19 protein-coding genes, 1 other RNA gene and 1 pseudogene are annotated in these 23,102 nt (G+C 69.5%); 9 read left to right on the plus strand and 12 right to left on the minus strand.

The genetic code is table 11. The features are described from left to right. Nucleotides 1-409, minus strand: a pseudogene (locus tag FXO18_RS11770) (alkane 1-monooxygenase); the annotation flags it as partial. Nucleotides 410-855: 446 nt separating this feature from the next. Between FXO18_RS11770 and FXO18_RS11775 the strand changes: the two are divergent. Then, nucleotides 856-1,767 carry a hypothetical protein gene (locus FXO18_RS11775; RefSeq protein WP_149361339.1) on the plus strand — a complete coding sequence of 304 codons (912 nt, stop codon included), beginning with the start codon at nucleotides 856-858 and terminating at the stop codon, nucleotides 1,765-1,767. A gap of 38 nt (nucleotides 1,768-1,805) precedes the next feature. Here the strand turns inward: FXO18_RS11775 and FXO18_RS11780 are convergent, their stop codons facing one another. The 3 genes from FXO18_RS11780 to FXO18_RS11790 are packed head-to-tail and all read right to left on the minus strand — an operon-like array spanning nucleotide 1,806 to nucleotide 7,831. Further along, nucleotides 1,806-4,829, minus strand: a complete 3,024-nt coding sequence (locus tag FXO18_RS11780) for a bifunctional [glutamine synthetase] adenylyltransferase/[glutamine synthetase]-adenylyl-L-tyrosine phosphorylase (protein WP_149361340.1) — start codon at nucleotides 4,827-4,829, stop codon at nucleotides 1,806-1,808. A gap of 30 nt (nucleotides 4,830-4,859) precedes the next feature. Then, nucleotides 4,860-6,200, minus strand: coding sequence for a type I glutamate--ammonia ligase (gene glnA, locus FXO18_RS11785; RefSeq protein WP_149361341.1), 1,341 nt, complete (start codon nucleotides 6,198-6,200; stop codon nucleotides 4,860-4,862). Nucleotides 6,201-6,244: 44 nt separating this feature from the next. Beyond that, nucleotides 6,245-7,831 carry an alpha/beta hydrolase gene (locus FXO18_RS11790; protein ID WP_149361342.1) on the minus strand — a complete coding sequence of 529 codons (1,587 nt, stop codon included), beginning with the start codon at nucleotides 7,829-7,831 and terminating at the stop codon, nucleotides 6,245-6,247. Nucleotides 7,832-8,016: 185 nt separating this feature from the next. On the opposite strand from FXO18_RS11790, the gene panB reads away from it, so the two are divergent. Genes panB through FXO18_RS11805 form a run of 3 tightly spaced genes read left to right on the plus strand, consistent with a single transcriptional unit; the run spans nucleotide 8,017 to nucleotide 10,926 of the window. Continuing rightward, nucleotides 8,017-8,880, plus strand: a complete 864-nt coding sequence (panB, locus tag FXO18_RS11795) for a 3-methyl-2-oxobutanoate hydroxymethyltransferase (protein WP_149361343.1) — start codon at nucleotides 8,017-8,019, stop codon at nucleotides 8,878-8,880. A gap of 40 nt (nucleotides 8,881-8,920) precedes the next feature. Further along, entirely contained in the window at nucleotides 8,921-9,337 is a 417-nt protein-coding gene (locus tag FXO18_RS11800) for a hypothetical protein (RefSeq protein ID WP_149361344.1), read from the plus strand. Between the two features lie 11 nt (nucleotides 9,338-9,348). Further along, nucleotides 9,349-10,926 carry a CYTH and CHAD domain-containing protein gene (locus FXO18_RS11805; protein ID WP_149361345.1) on the plus strand — a complete coding sequence of 526 codons (1,578 nt, stop codon included), beginning with the start codon at nucleotides 9,349-9,351 and terminating at the stop codon, nucleotides 10,924-10,926. A gap of 303 nt (nucleotides 10,927-11,229) precedes the next feature. Here FXO18_RS11805 and FXO18_RS11810 read toward each other — a convergent pair whose 3' ends face one another. Then, nucleotides 11,230-11,409 carry a hypothetical protein gene (locus FXO18_RS11810; RefSeq protein ID WP_149361346.1) on the minus strand — a complete coding sequence of 60 codons (180 nt, stop codon included), beginning with the start codon at nucleotides 11,407-11,409 and terminating at the stop codon, nucleotides 11,230-11,232. A gap of 285 nt (nucleotides 11,410-11,694) precedes the next feature. Here FXO18_RS11810 and FXO18_RS15965 point away from each other — a divergent pair, with 285 nt between their 5' ends. Together FXO18_RS15965 and FXO18_RS11820 are read left to right on the plus strand one after the other, a co-directional pair. Then, entirely contained in the window at nucleotides 11,695-12,690 is a 996-nt protein-coding gene (locus FXO18_RS15965; protein WP_235900638.1) for a peptidoglycan recognition protein family protein, read from the plus strand. 110 nt (nucleotides 12,691-12,800) lie between these two features. After that, a complete protein-coding gene (locus tag FXO18_RS11820; RefSeq protein ID WP_149361347.1) occupies nucleotides 12,801-13,799 on the plus strand; it encodes a DUF4185 domain-containing protein in 999 nt (332 codons plus the stop codon). Between the two features lie 31 nt (nucleotides 13,800-13,830). Here FXO18_RS11820 and FXO18_RS11825 read toward each other — a convergent pair whose 3' ends face one another. The 6 genes from FXO18_RS11825 to cobC all read right to left on the minus strand — a co-directional run bounded on the left by FXO18_RS11825 (nucleotide 13,831) and on the right by cobC (nucleotide 20,022). Beyond that, nucleotides 13,831-15,168 (minus strand): NAD(P)-binding domain-containing protein, encoded by a 1,338-nt coding sequence (locus tag FXO18_RS11825; protein ID WP_149361348.1) that lies wholly within the window; start codon nucleotides 15,166-15,168, stop codon nucleotides 13,831-13,833. A 67-nt stretch (nucleotides 15,169-15,235) separates the two neighbouring features. Continuing rightward, nucleotides 15,236-15,653: RNase P RNA component class A (rnpB, locus tag FXO18_RS11830), an RNA gene on the minus strand. Nucleotides 15,654-15,712: 59 nt separating this feature from the next. Then, nucleotides 15,713-16,891, minus strand: a complete 1,179-nt coding sequence (locus FXO18_RS11835) for a bifunctional RNase H/acid phosphatase (RefSeq protein ID WP_149361349.1) — start codon at nucleotides 16,889-16,891, stop codon at nucleotides 15,713-15,715. 18 nt (nucleotides 16,892-16,909) lie between these two features. Continuing rightward, the gene (locus FXO18_RS11840) at nucleotides 16,910-17,632 is read right to left on the minus strand and encodes a zinc ribbon domain-containing protein (protein WP_149361350.1); all 723 of its coding nucleotides are present in this window, start codon (nucleotides 17,630-17,632) and stop codon (nucleotides 16,910-16,912) included. A gap of 108 nt (nucleotides 17,633-17,740) precedes the next feature. Continuing rightward, entirely contained in the window at nucleotides 17,741-18,886 is a 1,146-nt protein-coding gene (locus FXO18_RS11845) for a Nif3-like dinuclear metal center hexameric protein (protein ID WP_235900663.1), read from the minus strand. Between the two features lie 11 nt (nucleotides 18,887-18,897). Beyond that, nucleotides 18,898-20,022, minus strand: a complete 1,125-nt coding sequence (gene cobC, locus FXO18_RS11850; RefSeq protein WP_235900639.1) for an Rv2231c family pyridoxal phosphate-dependent protein CobC — start codon at nucleotides 20,020-20,022, stop codon at nucleotides 18,898-18,900. A gap of 49 nt (nucleotides 20,023-20,071) precedes the next feature. Here cobC and FXO18_RS11855 point away from each other — a divergent pair, with 49 nt between their 5' ends. From FXO18_RS11855 to FXO18_RS11865, 3 genes are all read left to right on the plus strand, one after another. Further along, on the plus strand, nucleotides 20,072-20,743 hold the full coding sequence (locus tag FXO18_RS11855) for an HAD-IA family hydrolase (RefSeq protein ID WP_235900640.1): 672 nt from the start codon (nucleotides 20,072-20,074) through the stop codon (nucleotides 20,741-20,743). A 10-nt stretch (nucleotides 20,744-20,753) separates the two neighbouring features. Next, nucleotides 20,754-21,209 (plus strand): low molecular weight protein-tyrosine-phosphatase, encoded by a 456-nt coding sequence (locus FXO18_RS11860; RefSeq protein WP_149361353.1) that lies wholly within the window; start codon nucleotides 20,754-20,756, stop codon nucleotides 21,207-21,209. Nucleotides 21,210-21,272: 63 nt separating this feature from the next. After that, the gene (locus FXO18_RS11865; protein ID WP_149361354.1) at nucleotides 21,273-22,121 is read left to right on the plus strand and encodes an SURF1 family cytochrome oxidase biogenesis protein; all 849 of its coding nucleotides are present in this window, start codon (nucleotides 21,273-21,275) and stop codon (nucleotides 22,119-22,121) included. On the opposite strand, the gene FXO18_RS11870 is transcribed toward FXO18_RS11865, so the two are convergent. Further along, the gene (locus FXO18_RS11870; RefSeq protein WP_149361355.1) at nucleotides 22,074-23,051 is read right to left on the minus strand and encodes a cobalamin biosynthesis protein; all 978 of its coding nucleotides are present in this window, start codon (nucleotides 23,049-23,051) and stop codon (nucleotides 22,074-22,076) included. The genes FXO18_RS11865 and FXO18_RS11870 overlap by 48 nt on opposite strands. Between the last annotated feature and the right edge of the window lie 51 nt (nucleotides 23,052-23,102).

Raw genomic sequence — 23,102 nt, forward strand, 5'->3', positions numbered from 1 at the left:
CGACCGTGGTGGCCAGGCCGATGCTCTCGAAGACGGAGAGGTTGCCGGTGGCCCAAAGGTAGATGGCGACCGCGAAGCCGATGTACTGCAGCGGGATGTAGGCGTAGGTGACCCAGCGGTAGAACCTGTCCTGATCGAGCTCGTCCATCACCTCGTCGGGCGGGTTCTGGCCGTCAGCGCCGAACGCGATATCGAGCAGCGGGATCAGGCCGAACACGATGATGGGGCCGCCCCAGTAGAGCCATCCCCAGCCGGTGAGCTCGACCAGCCCGACCGCGAGGAACACCGCGGACGCAGGGACCAGCGAGAAGATCCACAGCAGCTTCTTCTTGTCGCGCCAGCGCTGGAGCTCCTCCGCGCTGGTGTCGACGGCCTCGACCGTCGAGTCCTGATTCAGTGATGTGGTCATACGAGATAACACCTCATCGTGTTGGTGTGCTCGGCCCCGATGCCGAAGCAGCTTGTGGATTTGACTATAAGGGTTGGCGCGTTCCCCGGCTAGACAGCCTCCACGTTTTTGTCCACTGAAGGGACATTTTCGACCGTTTGACGCTAGCTACAGCAAGCGCGACTGCCGGATCATGATCAAGATACGGTAACAAACAAGCAGTTCAGCATGGTTTCTAGCGGGCACCCGACGCGCCCGGAGCACGGCCGGACCGCTAGCCACCAGCGGCATGCGACGTTGATCACACCATGGGCAGCACCCGCGCAATAGCGCGAGCAACGCCCTTCTGCCAGCCAGGGCTCAGCCGCGCGGGGCACCGGGGCGTGCCCGTGATGCCGCTAGCCCCATTCCGGCACTAAACTGGGGCGTGCCTGCTTCGCAGCGCGCCGATCGATCGTGCCATCACCATGTTTGGGGGTCTTGCCGTGTCGCCGTTCCGGCACGTTTTCCGCAGCCCGGAGCCCGAGATCCTGCCTCCGCCGCGCAAGAGTGGCCTGATCGGCCGCCACCTGCCATCGATGCCCCCGGGCACCCGGCGCTCGACCGAGCTCGCGAGCCAATCCAGGCACGGCCTGCTGGACCAGCGCCGACCAGTCCGCGGCGAGCGTGCCATGCTGCCCAGCGTGCCCTCGAAGACCCAGTACTCTGGGGGCATGCTGCTGGTGGATGTCGCATTGTTGCCGGTTCGCGCGAGCATCGTTGGCGTGCGGGTCACGGTGATGGCGAGCCAGTGGGTACGCCCGGACGGGCCACTTCGGCGCGAGAACGGCCTGATCGACATGGCTGACGTGGTCGTGGGCAAGAACGGCGTGGCCGAGCAAGTCATGACACTGCTCTCCAACCCGTACGGCCCGGTCGCGCTGCTGCGCGCTATCACGTCGGCAACGTCGCCGGAGCGCCCGCTGGGCAAGGCCATCCAGGATGGTGGCATCGTGGACTCGGCGTTCGCGCCCGACGGCATGATCGATCGGGTGTTCCAGTCGGGGGGCTTCGTGGAGCGGATCGTGATGGAGAACGGTCTCGCGGAACGGATGCTCGCCCTGCTCGAGAACATGGTGGCGATCGCGCCGACCATCGAGGGCTTGCAGGATCCGCTGGCCCGCATCGAATCGGCCTCCCGCTACATCACCGAGGCCGCGGAGCCGTTGACCGATCTCGCGGCTCGCCTGCCACGCCCCCGCTTCCCGAGGGTGGCGTGGCCCAACGGTGCGCGCGAGGACCTGGTTGAGCCACCGATCGAGGTGACGCCGCCGTCACGCGGCAAGACTGTTCCCCCCACTCCGCCGGGAAGCGGAAAGCGGCCCCCGGCGAAGCCCTAGGCCGCGTGAGGCCCTGAGCTTTCGCGGGAGGCCGGGGCTCAGCTTCCGAAGACCCGCTCGACGACGGTGCGGGCCCTGCGGGTGATGCGCCGGTAGTTCTCGACGAACTCACCTGGGTCGCCCCGCCATCCCGAGACATAGGCAACGGCGCGCAGGTCCGAGCCACCGCTGGGAATCTGGTCGGAAGGCTTGCCGCGGGCGAGGACGAGCGCATTGCGCACCTTGGTCGCGGTGATCCATGCCTCCCGCAGCAGCGTGGTGTCCTCCTCGCTGAGGAGATCCTCGGCGGCGATCGCCTCGAGCGCCTCGAGGGTCGAGGTGTTGCGGAGGCTGGTCAGCTCGTGAGCGTGCTGCAGCTGCAGCAGCTGCACCGTCCACTCGACATCGGCGAGGCCACCACGGCCGAGCTTGGTGTGCGTCTTGGGGTCCGCGCCGCGTGGCAGCCGCTCCGAGTCGATGCGGGCCTTGATGCGGCGGATCTCGCGCACAGCCTCGTTCGAGACGCCCCCCTCGGGATAGCGGATCTTGTCGGCCATGTGCAGGAACTCGAGTCCGAGCTCCTGATCGCCCGCGACCTGGTGGGCGCGCAGCAATGCTTGCACTTCCCATGTCTGGGCCCATTGGCTGTAGTAGGCATCGTAGGCGGCAAGGGTGCGCACCATGGGGCCGCTGCGCCCCTCCGGCCGGAGGTTGGTGTCGACCTCGAGCGGCGGATCGGTGCTCGGGGCGCCGAGGTGCTTGCGCAGCGTCTCAGCGATGCTGGTGGCCCACTTCACGGCGACGGTCTCATCGATGCCGGGCAGCGGATCGCACACGAAGAGGACGTCCGCGTCGGAGCCGTAGCTGATCTCGGCCCCACCGAGGCGCCCCATCCCGATGACAGCGATGCGGGCTGGCGCCGGCTCGCCGCGTTCCTCGACGCTCGAGGCGATGGTGGCACCGAGCGCGGCCTCGAGCACTGCCACCCATACCGAGGAGAGCGCGTGGCACACCTCGGGCACGGAGAGCATTCCAAGGATGTCCGCGGAGGCGACCCGCGCGAGCTCGGCGCGGCGCAGCGAGCGGGCGGCGGCGATGGCGCGCTGGGGGGAGCTGTGCCGCGCGGCGGACGCGATCAGCCCCTTGGCCACATCGTCGGGGTGGGTGCTCACGAGCTTGGGGCCGTCGGCGCCATCAGCGTAGAGCCGGAGCACATCGGGCGCCCGGAGCAGCAGCTCGGGCACATAGGCGGAGCAGCCGAGGATATGCATGAGCCGACGGGCCGCTGCTCCCTCGTCGCGGAGGGTGCGCAGGAACCATTGCTTGTCGCGGAGCTCCTCGGACATGCGCCGGTAGGCGAGCAGGCCCGCGTCCTGGTTGGGCGTATCGCTCAGCCAGTCGAGCAGGGTGGGCAGCAGCAGCGCCTGGATGCGGTTGCTGCGGGTAACGCCGCCAGAGAGTGCCTGGAGGTGGCCGAGCGCGTTGCGGGGCGCGGAGTATCCGAGCGCACCGAGCTGGCGGATGGCCGCGTCCTCGGTGAGGCGCAGCGCGTCGGTGTCGAGCTTGGAGACGGACTCGAGCAGCGGCCGGTAGAACAGCTTGGTGTGGATGCGCCGCACTCGGGAGATGTTGCGCTTGATGTCCTGGATGAGCATGCCCGCGGCGTCGGTCCGGCCGTCCGGACGAATGTGCGCGGCTCGGGCGAGCCACCGCAGCGCTTCAGCGTTGTCGAAGGCAGGCAGGGTGTGGGTGCGCGAGAGCCGCTGCATCTGGAGCCGGTGCTCGAGCAGCCGGAGGAACTCGTAGGACGCGGTGAGGTTGGCGGCGTCCTCGCGGCCGATGTAGCCGCCGGCGGCGAGCGCGGTGAGCGCCTCGGTGGTGGCGGTGACATGGAGGGTGTCGTCGACGCGTCCATGCACGAGCTGGAGCAGCTGCACGGCGAACTCGACGTCGCGGAGCCCGCCGGATCCGAGCTTGATCTCGCGGTCGCGGATGTCGTCGGGGATGAGTGACTCGACGCGACGGCGCATCTTGCGGACGTTGTCGACGAAGTCATCGCGCTCGGAGACGATCCACACCATCGGGTTGAGCGCGGTCACGTACTGCTCGCCGAGCTCCATGTCGCCGGTCATCGGGCGGGCCTTGAGGAGGGCCTGGAACTCCCAGGTGTGCGCCCACCGCTTGTAGTAGGCGATGTGAGCGTCGAGGGTGCGGACGAGCGCGCCGGACTTGCCCTCGGGGCGCAGGGCCGCATCAACCTCGAAGAACGCGGCGGAGCCAATGCGCATCAGCTCGCTGGCGAGCCGGGTCGAGGTGCTGTCGGCAGGCTCGGCCACGAAGATGACATCGACGTCGGAGACGTAGTTGAGCTCGCGTGCCCCGCACTTGCCCATCGCGATCACAGCCAGCCGGGATGGGCAAGGCTTGTCGGGGCACACCGTGGCGACGGCGACCGCGAGGGCCGCGGTGAGCGCGGCATCGGCGAGATCGGTGAGGTGGCGCACCACCGAGGTGTAGGGCAGGACCGGCTCGTTCTGCACCGTCGCAGCGAGATCGGCGGCGGCGAGGAGGAACAGCTCATCGCGGTAGGCATTGCGCAAGGCCGGGATCGCGGCGTGCCCCGTGGTGGTGGCGCGGTGGATCAGTGACCGTGCTGGGTCGACTCCCTCGATCGGCTCGGGCTTTGCGTCGACAGCGGCGAGCATGTTGGCGCGCAGCCCCTCGGCATCGGGCAGGTCGAGGTACTGGCCACGCAGCTTGTGCCACAGCTCGGGCCTGGCAATGAGATGGTCAGCGAGGGCGGAGGATGACCCGACGACGCTGAACAGTCGTCCGCGCAGGCCCGTGTCCTCGCGCAGCGCCGAATCGAGCTCGGACCACTCGTCGGGCAGGGCATCGCGCAGCCGGTCGATGGCGAGCAAGGCACGATCAGGGTCCGGGGCGCGCGAGAGGGCCCACAGCAGATCGATGTCCTCGTCGCGGTCCCAGCCCAGCGAGGCAAGGCGGTCGGAGGCTTGCGAATCGACCATGCCGAGGCGCGCTGGACCGGGAATCAAGGATCGGCCGAGCGGTGGCCGGGCCATCACGCGGAACCTCTCATCTCGGGAAACCTCTTACAGGGAGAGATAGGTCTTCAGCTCGAACGGGGTGACCTGGCTGCGGTACTGCTCCCACTCGGCACGCTTGTTGCGGAGGAAGAAGTCGAACACGTGCTCGCCGAGCGCCTCCGCGACGAGCTCGGACTTCTCCATCTCGCGCAGCGCCTGGTCGAGGTTGCCGGGAAGCTCCCGGTAGCCCATGGCGCGACGCTCGGCGCGGGTCAGCGACCACACGTCGTCCTCGGCCTCGGGGGGCAGCTCGTACTCCTTCTCGATGCCCTTGAGCCCGGCGGCGAGCAGCACGGCGAAGGTGAGGTAGGGGTTGCAGGCCGAATCGGGGCTGCGGACCTCGATGCGGCGGGAGCCGGCCTTGTTGGGGGTGTACATGGGCACGCGCACGAGCGCCGAGCGGTTGGCCCTCCCCCACGATGCCGCGGTGGGTGCCTCGCCGCCGTGGATGAGCCGCTTGTAGGAGTTGACCCACTGGTTGGTGACGGCGCTGATCTCGCTGGCATGGGTGAGGATGCCGGCGATGAAGTGCTTCGCGGTGTCCGACAGCTCCATCGGATCATCAGGATTGAAGAACGCGTTGTTGTCGCCCTCGAACAGGCTCATGTGGGTATGCATGGCCGAGCCGGCCTGCTGGCTGAAGGGCTTCGGCATGAACGAGGCATGCACGCCCTCGAGCAGAGCGACCTCCTTGACCGCGTACCGGAAGGTCATGATGTTGTCGGCCATCGACAGGGCGTCGGCGTAGCGCAGGTCGATCTCCTGCTGCCCGGGCGCGGTCTCGTGGTGGCTGAACTCGACGGAGATGCCCATCGATTCGAGTGCCTCGATGGCATGGCGACGGAAGTTGGGGGCAGTGTCGTGCACGGCCTGGTCGAAGTAGCCACCCTTGTCCGCGGGCAGTGGCTCGGAGCCGTCCTCGGGAGAGTCCTTGAGCAGGAAGAACTCGATCTCCGGGTGGACGTAGCAGGTGAAGCCGAGATCCCCGGCCTTGTTGAGCTGGCGACGCAGCACGTGCCGCGGATCGGCCCAGGAGGGCGAGCCATCAGGCATGGTGATGTCGCAGAAGATGCGAGCGGTGTGGGGCTTGCCGTCCTTGTGGACCCACGGCAGGATCTGGAACGTCGACGGGTCAGGCTTGGCGACGGTGTCGGCCTCGGAGACGCGCGAGAAGCCCTCGATGGAGGAGCCGTCGAAGCCGATGCCCTCGGTGAAGGCACCCTCGAGCTCCGCCGGGGCGATCGCCACCGACTTCAGGTAGCCGAGTACATCGGTGAACCACAGCCGGACGAACCGGATGTCGCGCTCCTCGATCGTGCGAAGCACGAATTCCTTCTGGCGATCCATACCGGCGAGGTTATCACTTGACGGCCCCGGCACACCCGAATCCGCTAGCAGCGCTCGCCCTCTGGCGGTAGGCGCAGGTCCACGAGGTAGCGAGTGACGTGCGTGTCGATGCACTCGTCGAGGCCAAGAACGACGGTGTGCTGGTCGCCCTCGTAGGTGAGCATGCGGCCGCCGAGCTGCGCGGCGAGCTCGGCCCCGGCCTCGTAGGGAGTGGCGGGATCGCCGGTTGTGGATACGACGAGCGTCGGCGGCACCGAACCGGGGATGTCGAGCCGCGAAGGCTTGCTGGTGGGATCGACCGGCCAGAACGCGCAGATGTCGAGGGGCGCGTTGCCCGTGCCCCGTCCGTCGTCGGCGAACGGTGCGACTGACCGGTAGCGCATGTCGTACTGGCCCCATTCGTCGCGATCAGTGACGGCAATGGTGTCGACGCAGTTCACGGCGTGGAACGCGGGCGTGGAGTTGGAGTAGGTGCCATCGTCCGCGCGGCCCTCGTAGATGTCAGCGAGCAGCAGCAGGGTGTCGCCGATGCCATCGCCGAGCTCGATGAGGCCCGAGCGCAGCAGCCGCCACATCTGGGGCGAGTAGAGCGCTTGGATGACGCCCGACATCGCGTCGTTGTAGCCGAGCCCGCGCCCGTCCGACGTCCAGGCCGGAGTGTCGGCGAGGGGGTCCACGAGGGCGCGGAAGTCCTTGATCGCCACGTCGCGATCATCGCTGAGCGGGCATTCGGGACGGGTCGCGCAGTCCGCGACGAACGCATCGAACGAGCGCTGGAAGCCCTCCCCCTGCCGGACGATCGCTTCCCCGAGGTCCATCCCTGGATCGACGGCACCGTCGAGCACGAGCGCCCGCACTGAGCCAGGGAACCGCTCCGCGTACCGCGCCCCGAGATAGGTGCCGTAGGAATAGCCGAGGTAGTTGAGCTGGTCATCGCCGAGGACCGCGCGGAGCATGTCGAGGTCCTCGACGTTCTCGCGCGTGCCCACGTTCGCCAGCAGCTCCATGCCCGAGCGCTCCGCGCAGGCATCGATGTAGCCCTGCATGTCCGCCTCCGCGCGCGCGATGCCCTCCGCGGACATGTCCACGTGATCGAGGCGGCGGTACTCGTCCATCTCCGGCCCGGCGAGGCACTGCACGGACGGCGTGGAGGCCGCCACGCCCCTCGGATCCCAGCTCACCAGGTCGAACCGCTCGGCGAGCTCGGTCCCGCGCCACACCGATGCGAGGTTCGCGGCCGTGCCGATGCCGCTCGCGCCCGGCCCGCCCGGATTGACCAGCAGCGAACCGATCTTGCTGGTAGCGGTGGCCAGCCGCGTCACCGCGAGCTCCGCGGTAGCACCATCGGGATCGTCGTAGTCCACCGGCACCGTCACGCGGGCGCACTCGAACCCTCCAGACTCAAGTTGCCTGGCCGTGGCGGGATCCTCCGCGAATCCCGCGCAGTCCCCCCACTCGACGGACTGGCCGGAGAAGGGCTCAAGACCGCGACCACCGCCCGCGGGCTCGGCGCACGCGGTGCTCGCGATGCCGAGGACCGTGCCGAGCGCGGCAGCAACGACAACGCGCCGCCGCCACGGCGCCACGCTCCGTCTCGAGCGGAGCTTTTCGGGGACAGTGCCGAGGACCATGCCGAGAATCGTGCCACGGCCCCGCCCCGCGCCACCACGCGCGCCACAACGGTGCCCTATCCGTAATCCATGTCACATCCGGTGCGGGCAGCGGAGGTTTGGTCACGGCAGTGGCAGACTGTGAGGTGTCACCACACCAATCCCGGGGACCCGCTGGCCGGGCCTCGAGGCGCGAAGGGACATCCATGACGAGCACATCGCCCGAGACCCCGGTGTACGGCGCCGCCGCGGCAGCCGGAGCCCCCAAGCGGGCCCGCACCCGGATCCACCACTTGCAGGCGTGGAAGGCGGAGGGGCAGGCCTGGCCCATGCTCACCGCCTATGACTTCCCCTCCGCGCGCCTCTTCGACGAGGCCGGTATCCCGGTCCTGCTGGTCGGCGATTCCGCCGCCAACGTCGTCTATGGCTATGACACGACCGTGCCCATCTCCATAGACGAGCTGATCCCGCTGGTGCGGGCCGTCGTGCGGGGCGCGCCGAATGCCCTCGTCGTCGCGGACCTGCCGTTCGGGTCCTACGAGGTCTCGCCGCAGCAGGCCGTGGAGAGCGCCATCCGCTTCATGAAGGAGGGCGGGGCGCATGCCGTCAAGCTCGAGGGCGGCGAGCGCATGGCGCCGCAGATCGAGACCCTCGCGGTCGCCGGCATCCCCGTGATGGCTCATATCGGGTTCACTCCCCAATCGGTTAACAGCCTCGGCGGATTCCGTGTCCAGGGCCGCGGCGCCGGTGCCGAGCAACTCATGGCGGACGCCGAGGCAGTGCAGGCAGCGGGCGCATTCTCCGTGGTCATGGAGATGGTTCCCGCGGTCCATGCACGCAGCATCACCAAGTCCCTGGCCATCCCCACCATCGGGATCGGAGCGGGCAACGAGTGCGACGCGCAGGTCCTCGTCTGGCAGGACATGGCCGGGATGAGCGGGGGACGCACCGCGAAGTTCGTCCGCCGGTTCGGCGATGTCGGCACCGTCCTGCGCGATGCGGCCCGCGAGTACGGCGCAGCGGTGCGCGATCGGTCGTTCCCCGGGCCCGAGCACACGTTCGACGACTAGCAATTACTCGTCCACCGACCCCCACGCCGTAGGAGGCCCCATGCGCCATCATCGAATGCTCGCCGCCGCGATCCTGCCCATGGCGCTCGCCGCCGGCGGCTGCTCCGTGGAGGTCAATACCAACGATCCCGCCACCACCACTCCCTCACCCGCGACCGGCACCGCCCCAGGCACCACCAATGGTTTCGCCTTGCCGGACGCCTCGGAGCTGTGCACCGACCTCGATGAGCGCGGGCAGGAGATGCGGACCTACACGCGCACCATCGGGCGCATCACCCTCAACGGGCTCGTGATCGACTGGGCCAGCCGCAACCAGGTCGACCTCGTCGCGCTCGCCAGCAACCGGGGCGCGGTCGACGAAGCACTCGAGTCGGCCTGCCCCGGCGTACGGTCGAATGTGATGGACTACCTGGAGATCGAATCGATCGCCTCGGCCCTCGTGGGGCTGCCCGAATAGAGGAGGCGCGCATGACTGTGACGGAATCGATCGAGCGGGAACTGAAGTTCGAGGCAGGGATCGACATCACGTTCCCCCGGCTCGACACCGTCAAGCGCGTCGCGGAAGCACGAGGCCCCGACCGGGCCCAGCTCAGCGCCACCTACTTCGACACCCCCACGCTCGCCCTGTCGCGGGCCCGCATCACCTTGCGCCACCGCACGGGTGGGAGCGACGCGGGCTGGCACCTCAAGCTGCCCGCCAGCGAGGGCGCGCGGCGCGAGATCCACTCGCCGCTCACCGATCTCGCCTCGGGCCCGCCCAGCGACCTCATCGACCACATCCAGGTCCATGTTCGCGGGCAGGAACTGTTCCCCATCGCCGTGATCGTCAACCAGCGGTCCACCACGACGCTCATCGGCAAGGACGGCACCGCGCTCGCCGAGGTCACCGATGACCACGTCACGGGGCTCTCCGTGCGCCCCGGCCATCGCCACGAGACGCACTGGCGGGAATGGGAGGCAGAGCTCATCACCGGCGACGAGAAGCTGCTCGCCGCCATCCGCGAGCGCCTCCTCGCCGCGGGCGCGCACGACTCGCCCAGCCCGTCCAAGCTCGCCCGCACCATCGGCCCGCTGGAGGACACACCGGCTGGAACCGAGACTGAGGACGCTGATGCAGCCGCTCCGGAGCATGCGGTTGCGGAGGCCCGGTTCCCTCGCGGTTCGGCTGGCGCGCTCGCCGTGAACGCCCTGCGCACTCACCGCGCGGCATTCCTCGTGCACGATCCCCTCGTCCGTGCCAACGCCCCCGATGCGATCCACCAGATGCGCGTGGCCGCCCGCCGCATGCGCAGCGTTCTCCGCGCGTACCGGGCGATCCTTGACCGCGACCGTACCGATCCCGTGGAGGCCGAGCTGAAATGGCTCGCCAAGGTGCTCGGCGAAGCGCGCGACGCCGAGGTGATGCAGCTGCGTCTCGCTAGCGTGATCGACGACCAGCCCGCTGGCACCATCACGGCCACGACTCGCGAGAGCCTGCTGCGCGCGCAGCAGGAAGCCTTCGATGATGCCTTCGCCGCCGTCGTCGAAGCACTCCGCTCCGACCGGTACTTCGCGCTGCTCTCCTCGCTCGATTCGATGCTCAGCGCCGAGTCGTTCAGCAGCAAGGCCGAAGCCGGCGCGGACGAGATCATCGCCGCAGCGCTCCAGCGCCTGTTCCGGCGCGCCCGCGGACAAGTCCGCGAGGCGGCAGCGGCCGCGACCCAGGACGAACGCGACCCGCTGCTGCACACCGTCCGCAAGAGATCGAAGCGGCTGCGCTACGCCGCCGAGCTCGCCAGCAAGAAGCACGTGGGCCGCAAGCCGCTCAAGCGCATCAAGCGCGTGCGGGACGCCGCCGAGGATGTTCAGGAGATCCTCGGCGAGCACCAGGATGGCGTGATCACCCGGGCATTGCTCGACGACTACTCCGGGCGCGCCGCCGCGCTCGGCGTCTCCCCCACCGAGCTAGCGCGCCTCGCCGGGTACGAGCAAGCGCTCGCCGACATCGCCGAGGCACGCTTCGAGAAGGCCTGGAAGAAGCTCCGCAAGGCAGTGCGCAAGCTGTAGGCGGGGCGGGGAAGAGGCGGACCGGGTGCTGGCTGGTTCTGCGCCGCATCGGACTGGTTCTGCGCCGGGAAATCTGCGAGTGAAAGTCAACAAAACAGCCCCTGAAATCGGACATTTGGTGACTTTCGCTCGCAGATCCTTGGTCGAGCTTGTGGAAGCATGGGCATCTAGGGAGGCCGAAGCTTCGGCCTCAGCTACCGGGGCGACACAGTGAACTAAGCGCGAACCCTGGCTCCCGCCGCAGCGCCCAGGCGCCCCGCTGCGCGTTGCAACTGGGGGTGCCCGTCGCGCTGGCTTCGGCGGCTACCGCCACTCCTTGTCCTGCTCGTCGGCGGCCTTGTTGCGTTCCCGCGCGATCTCGAGCGCTCGTCGTGCCGTGGCCTCGTCCGGGTAGGGGCCCATGCGCTCGAGGCCGCGGGATTCCTTGCCGCGGCGGACCGTGCCATCTGCTACGCAGTAGAACCATTCGTTGTCATCGCTCATGACACCAGTGTGCCGCACGAGCCGCTGCGGTGGGGGCTTCATCCGTCGCTGGTTCTTCAGCTCCACCGGCTACCGTGACAATCTCGCCGTGGAAGTGCCCGGGCCTGTCGCGAGAGTGCGAATTACGACAGGCCACCGCACATTTTCTGTCGCTTTTCGCACACTCGCGGGCACGGGGACCCGCGCCCGGAGTGCATCTTGTCGGGGCACGCAGGCATGATGGTGGACCGGACGATATTGCTGCCACGCGGGGAGGTTTCGGGAGGCATGGCCTGGGTGGGGAACGTGACGTGGTTGGCCGATGCGCTGCGGGCCGAGGGCTTGCGGACCATCGAGCATGATGGGTGGCGCACGAGGGGGCATGGCGCGTTCCGGGACATCCGCGGGGTGATGGCGCATCACACGGCGGGTGGCACGCCGAATGATTGGCGCGTGGTGCTCGAGGGGCGCCCCGATCTGCCGGGGCCGTTGTCGAACCTAGTGCTGGAGAAGGATGGCACGTTTCGCGTGATCGCTGCGGGGGTGTGCTGGCATGCGGGCCGCGGGAACTGGCCTGGCTGGCCTGCGAACAACGCGAACTTCCATGTGCTGGGCATCGAGGCGGTGAGCTCGGGCCGCCCGGATTCCCAGGGGCGCTATGACTGGACCGTGGAGCAGCTAGATGCGTACGCGCGGGGGTGCGCGGTGCTGGTGGTGCAGGCCGGTTTCCCGGTGAGGAATGTGGTGGGGCACAAGGAGTACAGCGCGGAGGGCAAGATCGATCCCGCAGGCTTCGATATGGATGTGTTCCGTGCCGAGGTGGGGCGGATCGTTGAACGCATCCGAGCAGGCATCCCGGCATCGGATCAGTCGGTGTTCCCGTTGCCGTCCGGGTATTACTTCGGCCCGCTGGACGGTCCGGACGAGTCGATATCCGGGCAGCATCCCTCAGAATGGCCGTTGTGGCGGGCGGGCCTGCGGCACTGGCAGGAGTCGGTGGGCGTGCCGGTGACCGGTGCGTGGGATGAAGCGACCGCGGTGGCCGCGCGGGCGGTGCAGCAAGCGAATGGGTGGGAGCCGACAGGCTTGATCGGCCCGGGTACTTGGGCGGCGGGGCTGCGTGAGGGCCTCCCAGCGCAGCCTGCTCCGATGCCGCCTGTCCCGGCACCCACTCTGCCGGAGCCCCCTGCTCCCCCGGATGGTGCGGCTCTGCCTGCAGGATGGCGCCGCTTCCTCGAGCGCGGATGGCGGTCGCTGCGCGATGCGCCGCGCTGGGTGCTCGATCGGATGGGGCGGCGATGAGGCCGTTGGCACGCCGCGTCGCTTCGGTTGCGGGCACGGTGCGGCAGGTCGCGTCCTCGGCAGGGGCAGCGGGGCGGCGGATCCTGCCGGTGCGCGGGTACGGTGCGGGCATGGCACGACTGAGCAAGGTGTGTGACCTCACGGGCCCCGGTACTTCGAGCGAGCAGTTTGGCGTGGTGGGCACTGATCTGGGGATCCCGGTGGAGCTGCCCGGTGGCGAAGAACTGGGCTGGATCTTCGGCGATACGTTCTCGGGCCTCGGCCCGGGCACCGGGCACTGGCGCTCGCCCGTGCTGCTGCGCTCGCCACTGTGGCGTCCCGGCGATGAGCGCGCGGGCGGCCGTGCTGTTGATTTCTGCTCGTGCGCAGGCCGCAGGCATGCACGCAGGCTGATCCGGGAGAGCAACCATCGCGGGGTGACGTGGTTACCGGCTGATGCGATGACGGTGGGCGGCACCACCTATCTGTGGGCGATGCGCAACGCCGGGCTGCACAACGTGACGGAGTCCCGGATCTTCGCGTCGCGGGATGGCGAGCGGTGGAAGCGGACCCGCGCGGCGTGGCCGGGCGACCATCACGGCGGGACGATGCAGCTGATCACCTGGGCCGAGGGTGCTGCGGGCGATGATCATGTGTATGTATTCAGCTCGGGCTTCCAGCGGGACAAGCCGTTGTTCCTGCATCGGGTGCCCACCGATGGGTTGTTGCGACCGGGCCGCTGGGAGTCGTGGGGCTTCCGTCCGGAGACCGGCTGGCAGTGGGGCAATCCGCCGACGCCCGTGCTCGATGGCGCGTGGGGCGAGATGTGCCTGCGCCGGATCGACGGCAAGTATGTGCTCGTCTGGTTCGATGCTTCGGCGTACGCGCTGCGCGCCATGGTCCTCGACCATCCCACGGACAATCTGTTCGAGGCCCGAAAGCTGACGTTGCTGACGGGCTGCGGGTGGGAGGACGAGGACCATGCGGCGGGCAAGGTGGCACAGCTGTATGGCGGCTACATCGTGCCGGGTTCCACGTTGGATGCGTTCACGGTGTCGGTGAGCCAGTGGAACACGGCCACGAACGAGACCTACAAGGCGATGCTGTTCACCGGCAGCCTGCGCGGCTGAAACGGTTGGCGCAACTGCTCGGTGCAGATCCTCACGGGCGCACTCCGATGGTGGGCATCGCGAGGAGCTCCACCGGGGCCGGTGGCGCGGAGCAGCATCCTCCGGAGCTCGCGGCGTCAGGGTCGTCGAACAGGCCCGCTCCACCGCAGACCCCGGTCTCGGGCAGGGTCAGCTCGACGGCTTCCGCGGCGGCGAGGTCACCGTCGATGGCGGCGACGATGCTGCGAACCTGCTCGTAGCCGGTGAGCGCGAGGAACGTGGGTGCCCGCCCGTAGCTCTTCATGCCCGCGATGAAGTATCCCTGCTCGGGATGGGCAAGCTCGCGGTGCCCGTGGGGGTAGACGGTGCCGCAGGAGTGCACGTTCGGATCGATCAGTGGCGCGAGCGCGCGGGGCGCTTCGAGGACCGGATCGAGGTCGAGGCGGATCTCGCTGGTGATGCGATGGTCGGGCCGGAACCCGGTGAGCGCGAGGACGGTATCGACCCCGTCGAGGCGCTGGCCGTCGTCGCTGATCAGGGATAGTCCCTCGTCGGTGCTGATGATCTCGGTGACGCGGAACCCGGTGCGGGGCTGGACGTGCCCGGCGTCGACGGCGTCGCGGGCGCGGATGCCGAGGGCGCCGCGCTGCGGCAGCTCATCGGTGGCACCAGGCTCGGGCTGCGAGCTGGCGCGGCGCCGGACCCAGGTGATGGTGGTAGCGGGGTCCTCGGCCACGAGGTCGGCGAGGAGACCGATCGCGGTGAGCGCGGAATGGCCGCTGCCGGCGATGGCGATGTGCTTGCCGAGCAGTGCGGCGCGCTCGGCGGGGTCAGTGAGATCAGGGATGCGGTAGTGGATGCGGTCGCGGGCCGAGGTCTCACCGATGGCGGGGATGCCCTCGGTGCCGAGCGGGTTGGGCTGGTGCCACGTTCCGGAGGCGTCGATGACGGCGCGGGCGAGGATGCGCTCGGTGGCGCCGGTGCTGCTGGTCGCGTGGACGACGAGGGGTGCGGTGTCGCGGCCGGAGTCAACGACGCGGTCGCGGGATTGGCGGGTGATGGCGGTGACGGTGGTGCTGGTCCGGACCACATCGGGGCCGAGCGCCTGGGCGAGCGGCTGGAGGTAGCGGGTGGTCCAGTCCTGGCCGGTGGGGTAGGAATCGTGGTCGGGCTCGTCCCAGCCGGTGCGGGCGAGGAGTTCGCGCGCGGCGGGGTCGATGAGCTCTCCCCAGCGGGAGAACAACCGGACGTGGTTCCATTCGGCGACCGCGGAGCCGGCGGTGGTGCCGCGCTCGAGGACGAGGGCGGGGATTCCGCGCTCGGCGAGGCGCGCTGCGGCAGCAAGCCCGATGGGGCCGGCGCCGATGACGAGGACAGGTAGCTCGCTCATGCTCACTCCATAGATAGATGTCTATACAAGCGTCAGAATATAGACATCTGTCTATGCAAGCAAGGGGTGGACGAGCCAGCATGTAAGCCGGATTCTGTGCCCCGCCACGAGGGCAGGGGCGGCGATCATCCATCTGGGCACACCGTTGCCGGGTGCCTCGAGCAGCCCACCCACGAACTCGGGCGAGCAGCCCTCGAGCGTTCGTGCAGCCGCACCACCAGGATGCGACCTTTGGCCTTGCTCCGGACGGGGTTTACCAAGCCACCCTGGTCACCCAGGATGCTGGTGCGCTCTTACCGCACCGTTTCACCCTTGCCAGCCCGGCCATGCCGGGCGGCGGTCTGTTTTCTGTGGCACTTTCCCGCGGGTCGCCCCGGGTTGCCGTTAGCAACCGTCCTGCTCTGCGGAGTCCGGACTTTCCTCGGCAGGAAGCACACCACCATGATGGTGGCAGTCCTTCCCGACGCGATCGCCCAGCTGACTCGTCCACCACCACCATAGCCCGTCGGCGCACCCCGCCCCGCATCCGCGAACCGGCAGCTGATCAGGACCAGGCGTGGCTCGTATCGTTGACCAGCCGCACCGAGGCTCCCCCATCGGGATAGAACTCGGCGATGCTCAGCGAGGCAAGATCGAGATGCAGCCGGTACAGCAGCGACGGCCCCGCATCCAGTGCCATGCGCAGCATCGTCTTGATCGGCGTCACATGGCTCACCACGAGCACGTTCGCGCCGCCATGAGCGGCGATCAGCTCATCGCGCGCCCGCCGCACGCGCCGGTGCACCACATCGAAGCTCTCCCCACCCGGCGGCGCCACCGAGGTATCCGAGAGCCACTGCTCGAACAGGTCGGGATCGCGCTGCGAGGCCTCCGTGAACGTCAGTCCCTCCCAGGCGCCGAAGTCCGTCTCGATCAGTCCCTCGTGCACCTGCACCTCGAGGCCCAGCACGTCCGCGGCCGCAGCGGCGGTGGATCGCGCCCGTTGCAGCGGGGAGGACACGACCGCCGCGATACGGCCCCGCTGCCGGGCCATGCGTTGCGCCGCAGCAGCGGCCTGCCGCTCCCCCTCCGCGGTGAGCGGGTGATCACCGCGCCCGGAGTAGCGGCGCTCCACCGAGAGCCGGGTCTGGCCGTGGCGCATCAGCAGGAGTCGCGTGGGATCCCCCGTGGCCCGGTTCCACCCGGCCGGAGGGGCGCTCGCCGGAGCGGGACCCGCGGGCTCCGCAGGCTTCTCGTCAGCACTGCTGGATCCGGCGCTGCTCGGACCGGGGCCGGTCCGGGTCTCGCGCGGCGCGGCACCACGGTCCATGGCGCGGTTGGCCAGCGAGTCCGCGTGCTTGTTCTCGGCGCGCGGGATCCAGGTGTAGCTCACCGACTCGAAGCGGACCGCGAGGTCCCGGGCTTGGCGCGCCAGGGGGATCATGTCCGGGTGCTTGACCTTCCAGCGGCCCGACATCTGCTCGACGAGCAGCTTCGAGTCCAGGCGCGCCTCGACGATGCGCGCGCCGCACTCCGCGGCAGCCTCGAGGCCAGCGATCAGGCCCCGGTACTCAGCGACATTGTTGGTGGCCGTACCGATGTACTCGTCCCGCTCGGCAAGCACGTCGCCGGTGGCACTGTCACGCACGACGGCCCCGAAACCGGCGGGGCCTGGGTTGCCGCGCGATCCGCCATCCGCTTCCAGGATGACCCTGTCGTGGCCCGCGGGCCTACTGCTGCTCATCGCCTGCCTCGCGGATCGCTACTTGCGGACCAGGATGGCATCGCATTCCGGGCATTGCAGCACCCGCTCGGCAGGAGCAGCGTTGATGCGGGCGAGCTCGCCGCGGTCGAGCTCGATGCGGCATGCCCCGCACTTGCCGCCGTTGAGCACGCCCGCGCCCAGCCCGCCTGCCCGCACGCGCGAGTCGTAGAGCGCGAGCAGGTCCGCGGGGAAGGAACCCGCGATGGCGTTGCGATCGGTGGTGCAGCGCCGCTCCGCGGTCTCGATGTCCGCGAGCGCCTCATCGCGATGGCGCTTGACCTCGGCGATCTGCGACTCGACGTGGGAGACCTGCGCCCCGGCGTGCTGGAGGTCGGCCTCCGCTGCCTCGCGCTGCTCCATCACCTCGAGGGTCTCGTCCTCGATGATCGACTTGCGGCGCGCGAGGCTGTCCAGCTCATGCTGCAGCTCGGTGAGCTGCTTCGCCGGCAAGGTACCGCCACGCTGCAGGTCAGTGTCCTTCTCCTCGCGCATGCGGACCTGGGCGAGTTCCTTCTCGTGGCGCTTGATGTCGCGGTCGAGGTCATCGAGCCTGATCTCCTTGCCCACTGCCTCGTCCTTGCGGGCGCGGAGCTCCTCAGCGAGACGATCGAGCTCCTTGTCCTCGGGCAGGGTGCGGCGCCGGTGCCTCAGCCGCAGCATCTCGGCATCCACTGCAGCGAGGTCGAGGAGCCTAAGTTGAGTCTGGGGTTCCGCGTTCACGTCTCTGTGCTCCATTATTCAGGTCTCGGTGGTCGTTCAGTGCTGGCTAATCGCACTACCCTACCGCCTCGGTGGTGGCTCTTCCGCTGCGTTCACGGTCGCCATTGGTCAGAGCGGCGCGGCCGCTGCCACGGTCCAGGGGTCGGTGCGCAGCCCCGTGACGGAAACGGCCACTCCGCGTGCTGCCAGTGCTGCGTCGAGCAGCTGGCGCGCTTGGTCGCACCAGGGGAACTCGCTGGCCCAGTGCGCGACATCGACGAGCGCCGGGCCGCCTGCCCGCAGGTTCTCGTCGGTGGGGTGATGGCGCAGGTCGGAGGTGACATACGCATCGACGCCAAGACGTGCGACCGTGGCGAGCAGGGAGTCGCCCGCTCCGCCGCAGACAGCGACGCGGCGCACGATCCGGTCGGGGTCACCGGCGGCGCGCACGCCCCACGCCGTGGCGGGCAGCGACCGAGCAACCCGCTCGGTGAACTCGCGCAGGGTCTCCGGCTCAGGCAGCTCGCCCACCCGGCCGAGGCCTTCCGACGAGTCCAGGGAGGCATGCTCGAGCACGTCGTAGGCCGGTTCCTCATAGGGATGCACCTCGAGCAGGGCCGCGCGGACCATTTCACGCTTGACGCGAGGGGCGACGACCTCGAGGCGGTCCTCGGTGACGCGCTCGAGCTCGCCGATCTCCCCGATCGCCGGATTGGCGCCCCCCACTGGACGGAACTGCCCGGTACCGGTGACGCGCCAGCCGCATTCGCGGTAGTCACCGAGCTCCCCGGCGCCGACGGCAAACATGCCCTCGGCAACCGCGGCCGTGTCCTCGATGGGCACGAACACGATCCACTTGTCGAGGGGCGCGCTCGGCTTCGGCGCGATGGGGCCCTCGGTGCGCAGGCCCAGCGCCTCGGCGAGAGCGTCGGACACCCCGGGGCTCGCCGAGTCCGCGTTGGTGTGCGCGGTATATAGCGCGCAGCCAGCGGTGATGAGCCGGTGGATGTGGGCGCCCTTCGGAGTGCTCGCCGCGACGGTGTCCACACCGCGCAGGAGCAATGGGTGGTGGGCCACGATGAGGTCAGCGCCCTGCTCGATCGCTTCCTCCACGACGGCGGCGGTGACGTCCACGCACAGCAGGATGCGGCGCATGGGGGCTGCCGGATCGCCGCAGACCAGTCCGACGGAGTCCCAGCTCTCGGCGAGTCGGGGCGGGTAGGCGGACTCGAGCACGGCGATGGCGTCCGCGATGGTGGCGGGGCTGGCGCTCACGGGGCTGGCGCTCACGCGGGTTTGCTGCACTGCTTCTCCTCGGTCGGCGTTCCCTCGGGGCTGGGATCCGCGCTCAGGACCTCCTCGATGGCCTGCACCAGCGTGTCTACCAGAGGCCGCGCGCGCACCGCGACCCGGATGGCGCGGTCGTCGAGGCCGGGGAAGGTATCGCATCGGCGGACGGCCACGCCACTCTCGCGCAAGCCCTGCCGCAGGCCCTCGGGGCCGCGGAGCAGGACGAACGGCGCGCTCGGCGGGGCGGCCACCGCGATGCCAGGGTGGCGCAGTCCTCCGAGCCGGTCGAGCAAATGTGCTCGGTCCGCTGCGATCTGGTCGGCGATCCGCTCGGCCTCTTCGAGAGCGCGATCACTGGAGCACGCGGCGAGCGCCGTCAGCGCGAGGGTACCCACCGGCCAGTGCGGCCTCGGCCGAGCCAGGCGTTCCAGCAACTCCGGGGCGCCGAGAGCGTAGCCCGCGCGCAGCCCGGCCAGCCCCCACGTCTTGGTGATGCTGCGCAGCACCAGCACATCCCCCGCACCATCACTCGCGCAGGAACCGGTCTCGCCAGGAACGACGTCCATGAATGCCTCGTCGACCACCACGAGGCGCCCGGGCGCGCGCAATGCATCGATGCTCGACCGCGGATGCAACACCGACGTCGGATTGGTCGGGTTGCCCACCACCACGAGATCCACGTCGCTCGGGATCGTGGCCTGGGCGAGGCCATAGGGCGGCGGGAGGATCACCCTCGTCACCGGGATGCCTGCCGTGGCGAGGACATGCTCCGGCTCGGTGAAGGACGGGTGGATCACCGCGGCGTGGCGCGGCGCGAGTCCTGGCAGCAGCGCGAACCCTTCGGCGGCCCCATTGAGCAGCAGCACCTCGTCGGGGTGGCGCCCGTGCCGTGCCGCGATGACCGCGCGGGTAGCCGCGTCCTCGGCCTGGTCGGGGTAGCGCGCGAGATCCGGCAGCCGGTCCCGCAGCGCGTGCTGCACCCAGGATGGCGGCTCGGTGCCATGCACATTCACCGCGAAATCGAGCAAGCCCGGTGCCGCGTCGATATCGCCGTGGTGGCGCAGCGCATCCGCCCCGGCTCCCCTGCCGGGCCCGGACGATGGCCGCGCGACGATGCTCACGAGCCACCAGCCTAGTGCTGCGAAAGCGCCGGGCGGCATGATGGTCGGCATGGCTGCCCCTTTCCGCTTCCCGGCGATCCTCGTCGATCTCGACGGCACGATGACCGATTCCGCTCCGGGGGTGATCGCGAGCTTCCGTCACGCTTTGGACGCCGTGGGCTGGCCGGTCCCTGCGGATCTCGCGGTGCTCGACGTGGTGGGCCCGCCCATGATGGACACGCTCGACGCATTGGGCCTGGAGGGATCCGTCGCGGAGCGGGCGCTGGCGGCCTACTTCGATCGGTACGGCACGCTGGGCTGGCGCGAGTCCACCGTCTATGACGGCGTGCCCGAGGCTCTGGCGGCACTGCGGAGCGCCGGTGCCCGGCTCGCGGTCGCGACATCGAAGGGCGAGACCAACTCCCTCAAGATGCTGCGCCACCACGATCTCGAGCAATACTTCGAGATGATCGGAACAGCGAGCGACGATGGCACGAGGCGGCGCAAGGCTGATGTGATCGCGCACGCGCTCAAGGGACTGGGCATCCCTCTCGAGCGCGCGCCCCAGGAGGTGGTGATGGTGGGCGATCGGATCCACGACGTTCGCGGGGCCGCGGCCCACGGCATCAGCACGATCTCGGTCGCCTGGGGCTACGGCAGCGGCAGCGAGCACGCCGGCGCCGGATGGGTGGCCCGCTCCCCCGAGCACCTCATCGAACTGCTGCGCACCACCAGCGAGTAGGGTCGGCTACGTGCATATCACCTTCATCTGCACCGGGAACATCTGCCGCTCCCCGATGGCCGAGCGGATCCTCGTCCACGCCCTTCGCGAGGAGGGGCTGCACGATCAGGTCGAGGTCAGCAGTGCCGGGACTGGCTCGTGGCATATCGGCGAGCCAGCCGATCACCGCACCGTCGCGGCATTGCGGCAGGCGGGCTACAGCACCGAGCACGTCGCCGCTACGGTCGCTGCGGAGCATCTGAGCGCTGACCTGATCCTCGCGCTCGACGAGGGCCATGTCCGCGAGCTGCGCAAGCGCGGCGCCGACGCTGCCCGGGTGCGATTGCTGCGCGAGTTCGATCCGGCCGCGACGTCCTGGGATGTCGCCGATCCCTATTGGGGAAGCGCGCGCGAGTTCGAGGAGGTGCGCGAGCAGATCGAGGCCGCGATGCCCGGCCTCCTCGCCTGGATCCGCGCGCGCCTGTGACTTTGGCGGCGTTCGATGCCCGATGGTTTCGACCTGCCTGGTCCGCGCGGCTACCGTGGTAGCGTGCGCCGACTCGGATTCCTCGTCCGCCCAGGCTGGGTGGTCCTCATCATCATCGTGGGCGTGTTCGCCTACCTCTCCTTCACGGTGCTCGCACCGTGGCAGCTCGGCAAGAATGCCGAGACCGAGCAGCGGAACACTCTGATCGAGCAGTCGCTCGACGCGGAGCCCATGCCGGTCGATGAGCTCATGATCGATCAGGGCGCGCCACCCGCGGACAACGAATGGCGCCGGGTCCTGCTCAGCGGCTCCTACCTGCCCGCCGATGAGGTAGTAGCACGGCTGCGATCGGTCGATTCAACGCCTGGGTTCGAGGTGCTCACGCCGTTCGAGCTCGACAGCGGCCCGGTCGTGCTGGTCAACCGCGGATTCGTGCCCACCGATGTGGGGACCGAGGTACCAGGGTTCACGGCACCCCCCGAGGGCCAGGTCCAGCTCGCGGGCCGCATCCGCATGCCCGAGGGGACGACCGGTCGCGATGCCATTGATGGTGACGACGGCGTGATGCAGGTGTACTCGATCAACACCGACGAGATCAGCGCGGCCACTGGCACGGACCTCCCCGGCTTCTATGTGCAGCTCGCGGCCGAGCAGCCAGGCGGCCTCGGCCTGATCGGATTGCCGCAGCTCGATGCCGGCCCGTTCCTGTCCTATGGGCTGCAGTGGATCGCGTTCGGGATCATGGCGCCGCTCGGGCTGCTGTACTTCGTGCGCGCCGAGCTGCGGGAGCGCCGGGGACGCGGCAGCCGCGACGACGACGAAGCCGGAGAGAAGGGCGCTGCCGAGCCTGCCGGCACGGTTCCCTCACGCCCGCGCGATGTGCTTGCCGATCGGTACGGCCACAACCGCTAGGACCACCAGCGCGGCCGCGCCGGCCTGCACGCGCCGGGAGAGCCGCACCGCGCGCCGCACATCAGCAACCTGTGGGGGCGGGCCCTCCCCCAGCCGCGGCCGTTCCTCGGTTCCATGCCGGTACTCCGTGGTGCCGCCTAGCTGGATGCCGAGCGCGCCCGCCGCGCTGGCCTCCGCCACTCCGGCATTGGGGCTAGGGTGCGAGCGCGCGTCCTTCTGCCAGGCCCGCCAAGCCCGTGCTGGTGAGCCCCCGACGACGGGAGCCGAGGCGACGGTGATGATGCCGCAGAGGCGGGCCGGGAGCAGGTTCGCCGCATCGTCGGCGCGGGCCGAGAACCAGCCGAAGCGCAGGTAGCGCGCCGAGCGATAGCCCACCATCGCGTCGAGGGTGTTGATCGCCCGGTAGGCGAGCGCGCCCGGAGCGCCGAGCACTCCGGCCCAGACGAGCGGTCCGATCGTGGCATCAGAGGTGTTCTCCGCGAGCGATTCCACCGTCGCGCGGGCGATGCCGGGCAGATCGAGCAGCGCTGGGTCCCGCCCGCACAGCGAGGGCACCTGCGCGCGGGCCGCCTCCAGGTCGCCTGCTTCCAGATGCCCCGCCATGCGCTCGCCCACCCGCGCCAGGCTCGTGCCACCCAGGGTTGCCCACGTGGCGCCGGCGGTCCATCCGATCCTCGCCAGCCGGGGCATGCCGTCCCGTGCCAGCGCGCGATCCACCAGGCAGGCTGCACCGGCCGTACCGCCCACGAGAACCAGCCAGTGCAGGGCTCCCCGGCCACGGGAATCCCAGTACCAGGCTTGCTCGGCGCGGTGCGCGATAGTCCCGAACCCCGCGACGGGATGGAATCGCCGCGGGTCGCCCAGCCACCGATCCGCGAGGAACGCGATCGCGAGCCCCGCGGCCCTGTCCGCCGCCCACGAATGACGCATCCTCGTTCCCGCTCCTGCCAGCTCATCGTCGTGGTTCGGATCCTGCCCGCG

Source organism: Lolliginicoccus suaedae (assembly GCF_008312885.1).
GTDB lineage: Bacteria > Actinomycetota > Actinomycetes > Mycobacteriales > Mycobacteriaceae > Lolliginicoccus > Lolliginicoccus suaedae.

Bases quoted from the DNA above. Each gene is read 5' to 3' on its own strand.
- FXO18_RS11775 (WP_149361339.1), top strand. From the start codon at position 856: ATGTTTGGGGGTCTTGCCGTGTCGCCGTTCCGGCACGTTTTCCGCAGC.
- FXO18_RS11780 (WP_149361340.1), bottom strand. From the start codon at position 4,829: ATGGCCCGGCCACCGCTCGGCCGATCCTTGATTCCCGGTCCAGCGCGC.
- glnA (WP_149361341.1), bottom strand. From the start codon at position 6,200: ATGGATCGCCAGAAGGAATTCGTGCTTCGCACGATCGAGGAGCGCGAC.
- FXO18_RS11790 (WP_149361342.1), bottom strand. From the start codon at position 7,831: ATGGTCCTCGGCACTGTCCCCGAAAAGCTCCGCTCGAGACGGAGCGTG.
- panB (WP_149361343.1), top strand. From the start codon at position 8,017: ATGACGAGCACATCGCCCGAGACCCCGGTGTACGGCGCCGCCGCGGCA.
- FXO18_RS11800 (WP_149361344.1), top strand. From the start codon at position 8,921: ATGCGCCATCATCGAATGCTCGCCGCCGCGATCCTGCCCATGGCGCTC.
- FXO18_RS11805 (WP_149361345.1), top strand. From the start codon at position 9,349: ATGACTGTGACGGAATCGATCGAGCGGGAACTGAAGTTCGAGGCAGGG.
- FXO18_RS11810 (WP_149361346.1), bottom strand. From the start codon at position 11,409: ATGAGCGATGACAACGAATGGTTCTACTGCGTAGCAGATGGCACGGTC.
- FXO18_RS11820 (WP_149361347.1), top strand. From the start codon at position 12,801: ATGGCACGACTGAGCAAGGTGTGTGACCTCACGGGCCCCGGTACTTCG.
- FXO18_RS11825 (WP_149361348.1), bottom strand. From the start codon at position 15,168: ATGAGCGAGCTACCTGTCCTCGTCATCGGCGCCGGCCCCATCGGGCTT.
- FXO18_RS11835 (WP_149361349.1), bottom strand. From the start codon at position 16,891: ATGAGCAGCAGTAGGCCCGCGGGCCACGACAGGGTCATCCTGGAAGCG.
- FXO18_RS11855 (WP_235900640.1), top strand. From the start codon at position 20,072: ATGGCTGCCCCTTTCCGCTTCCCGGCGATCCTCGTCGATCTCGACGGC.
- FXO18_RS11870 (WP_149361355.1), bottom strand. From the start codon at position 23,051: ATGCGTCATTCGTGGGCGGCGGACAGGGCCGCGGGGCTCGCGATCGCG.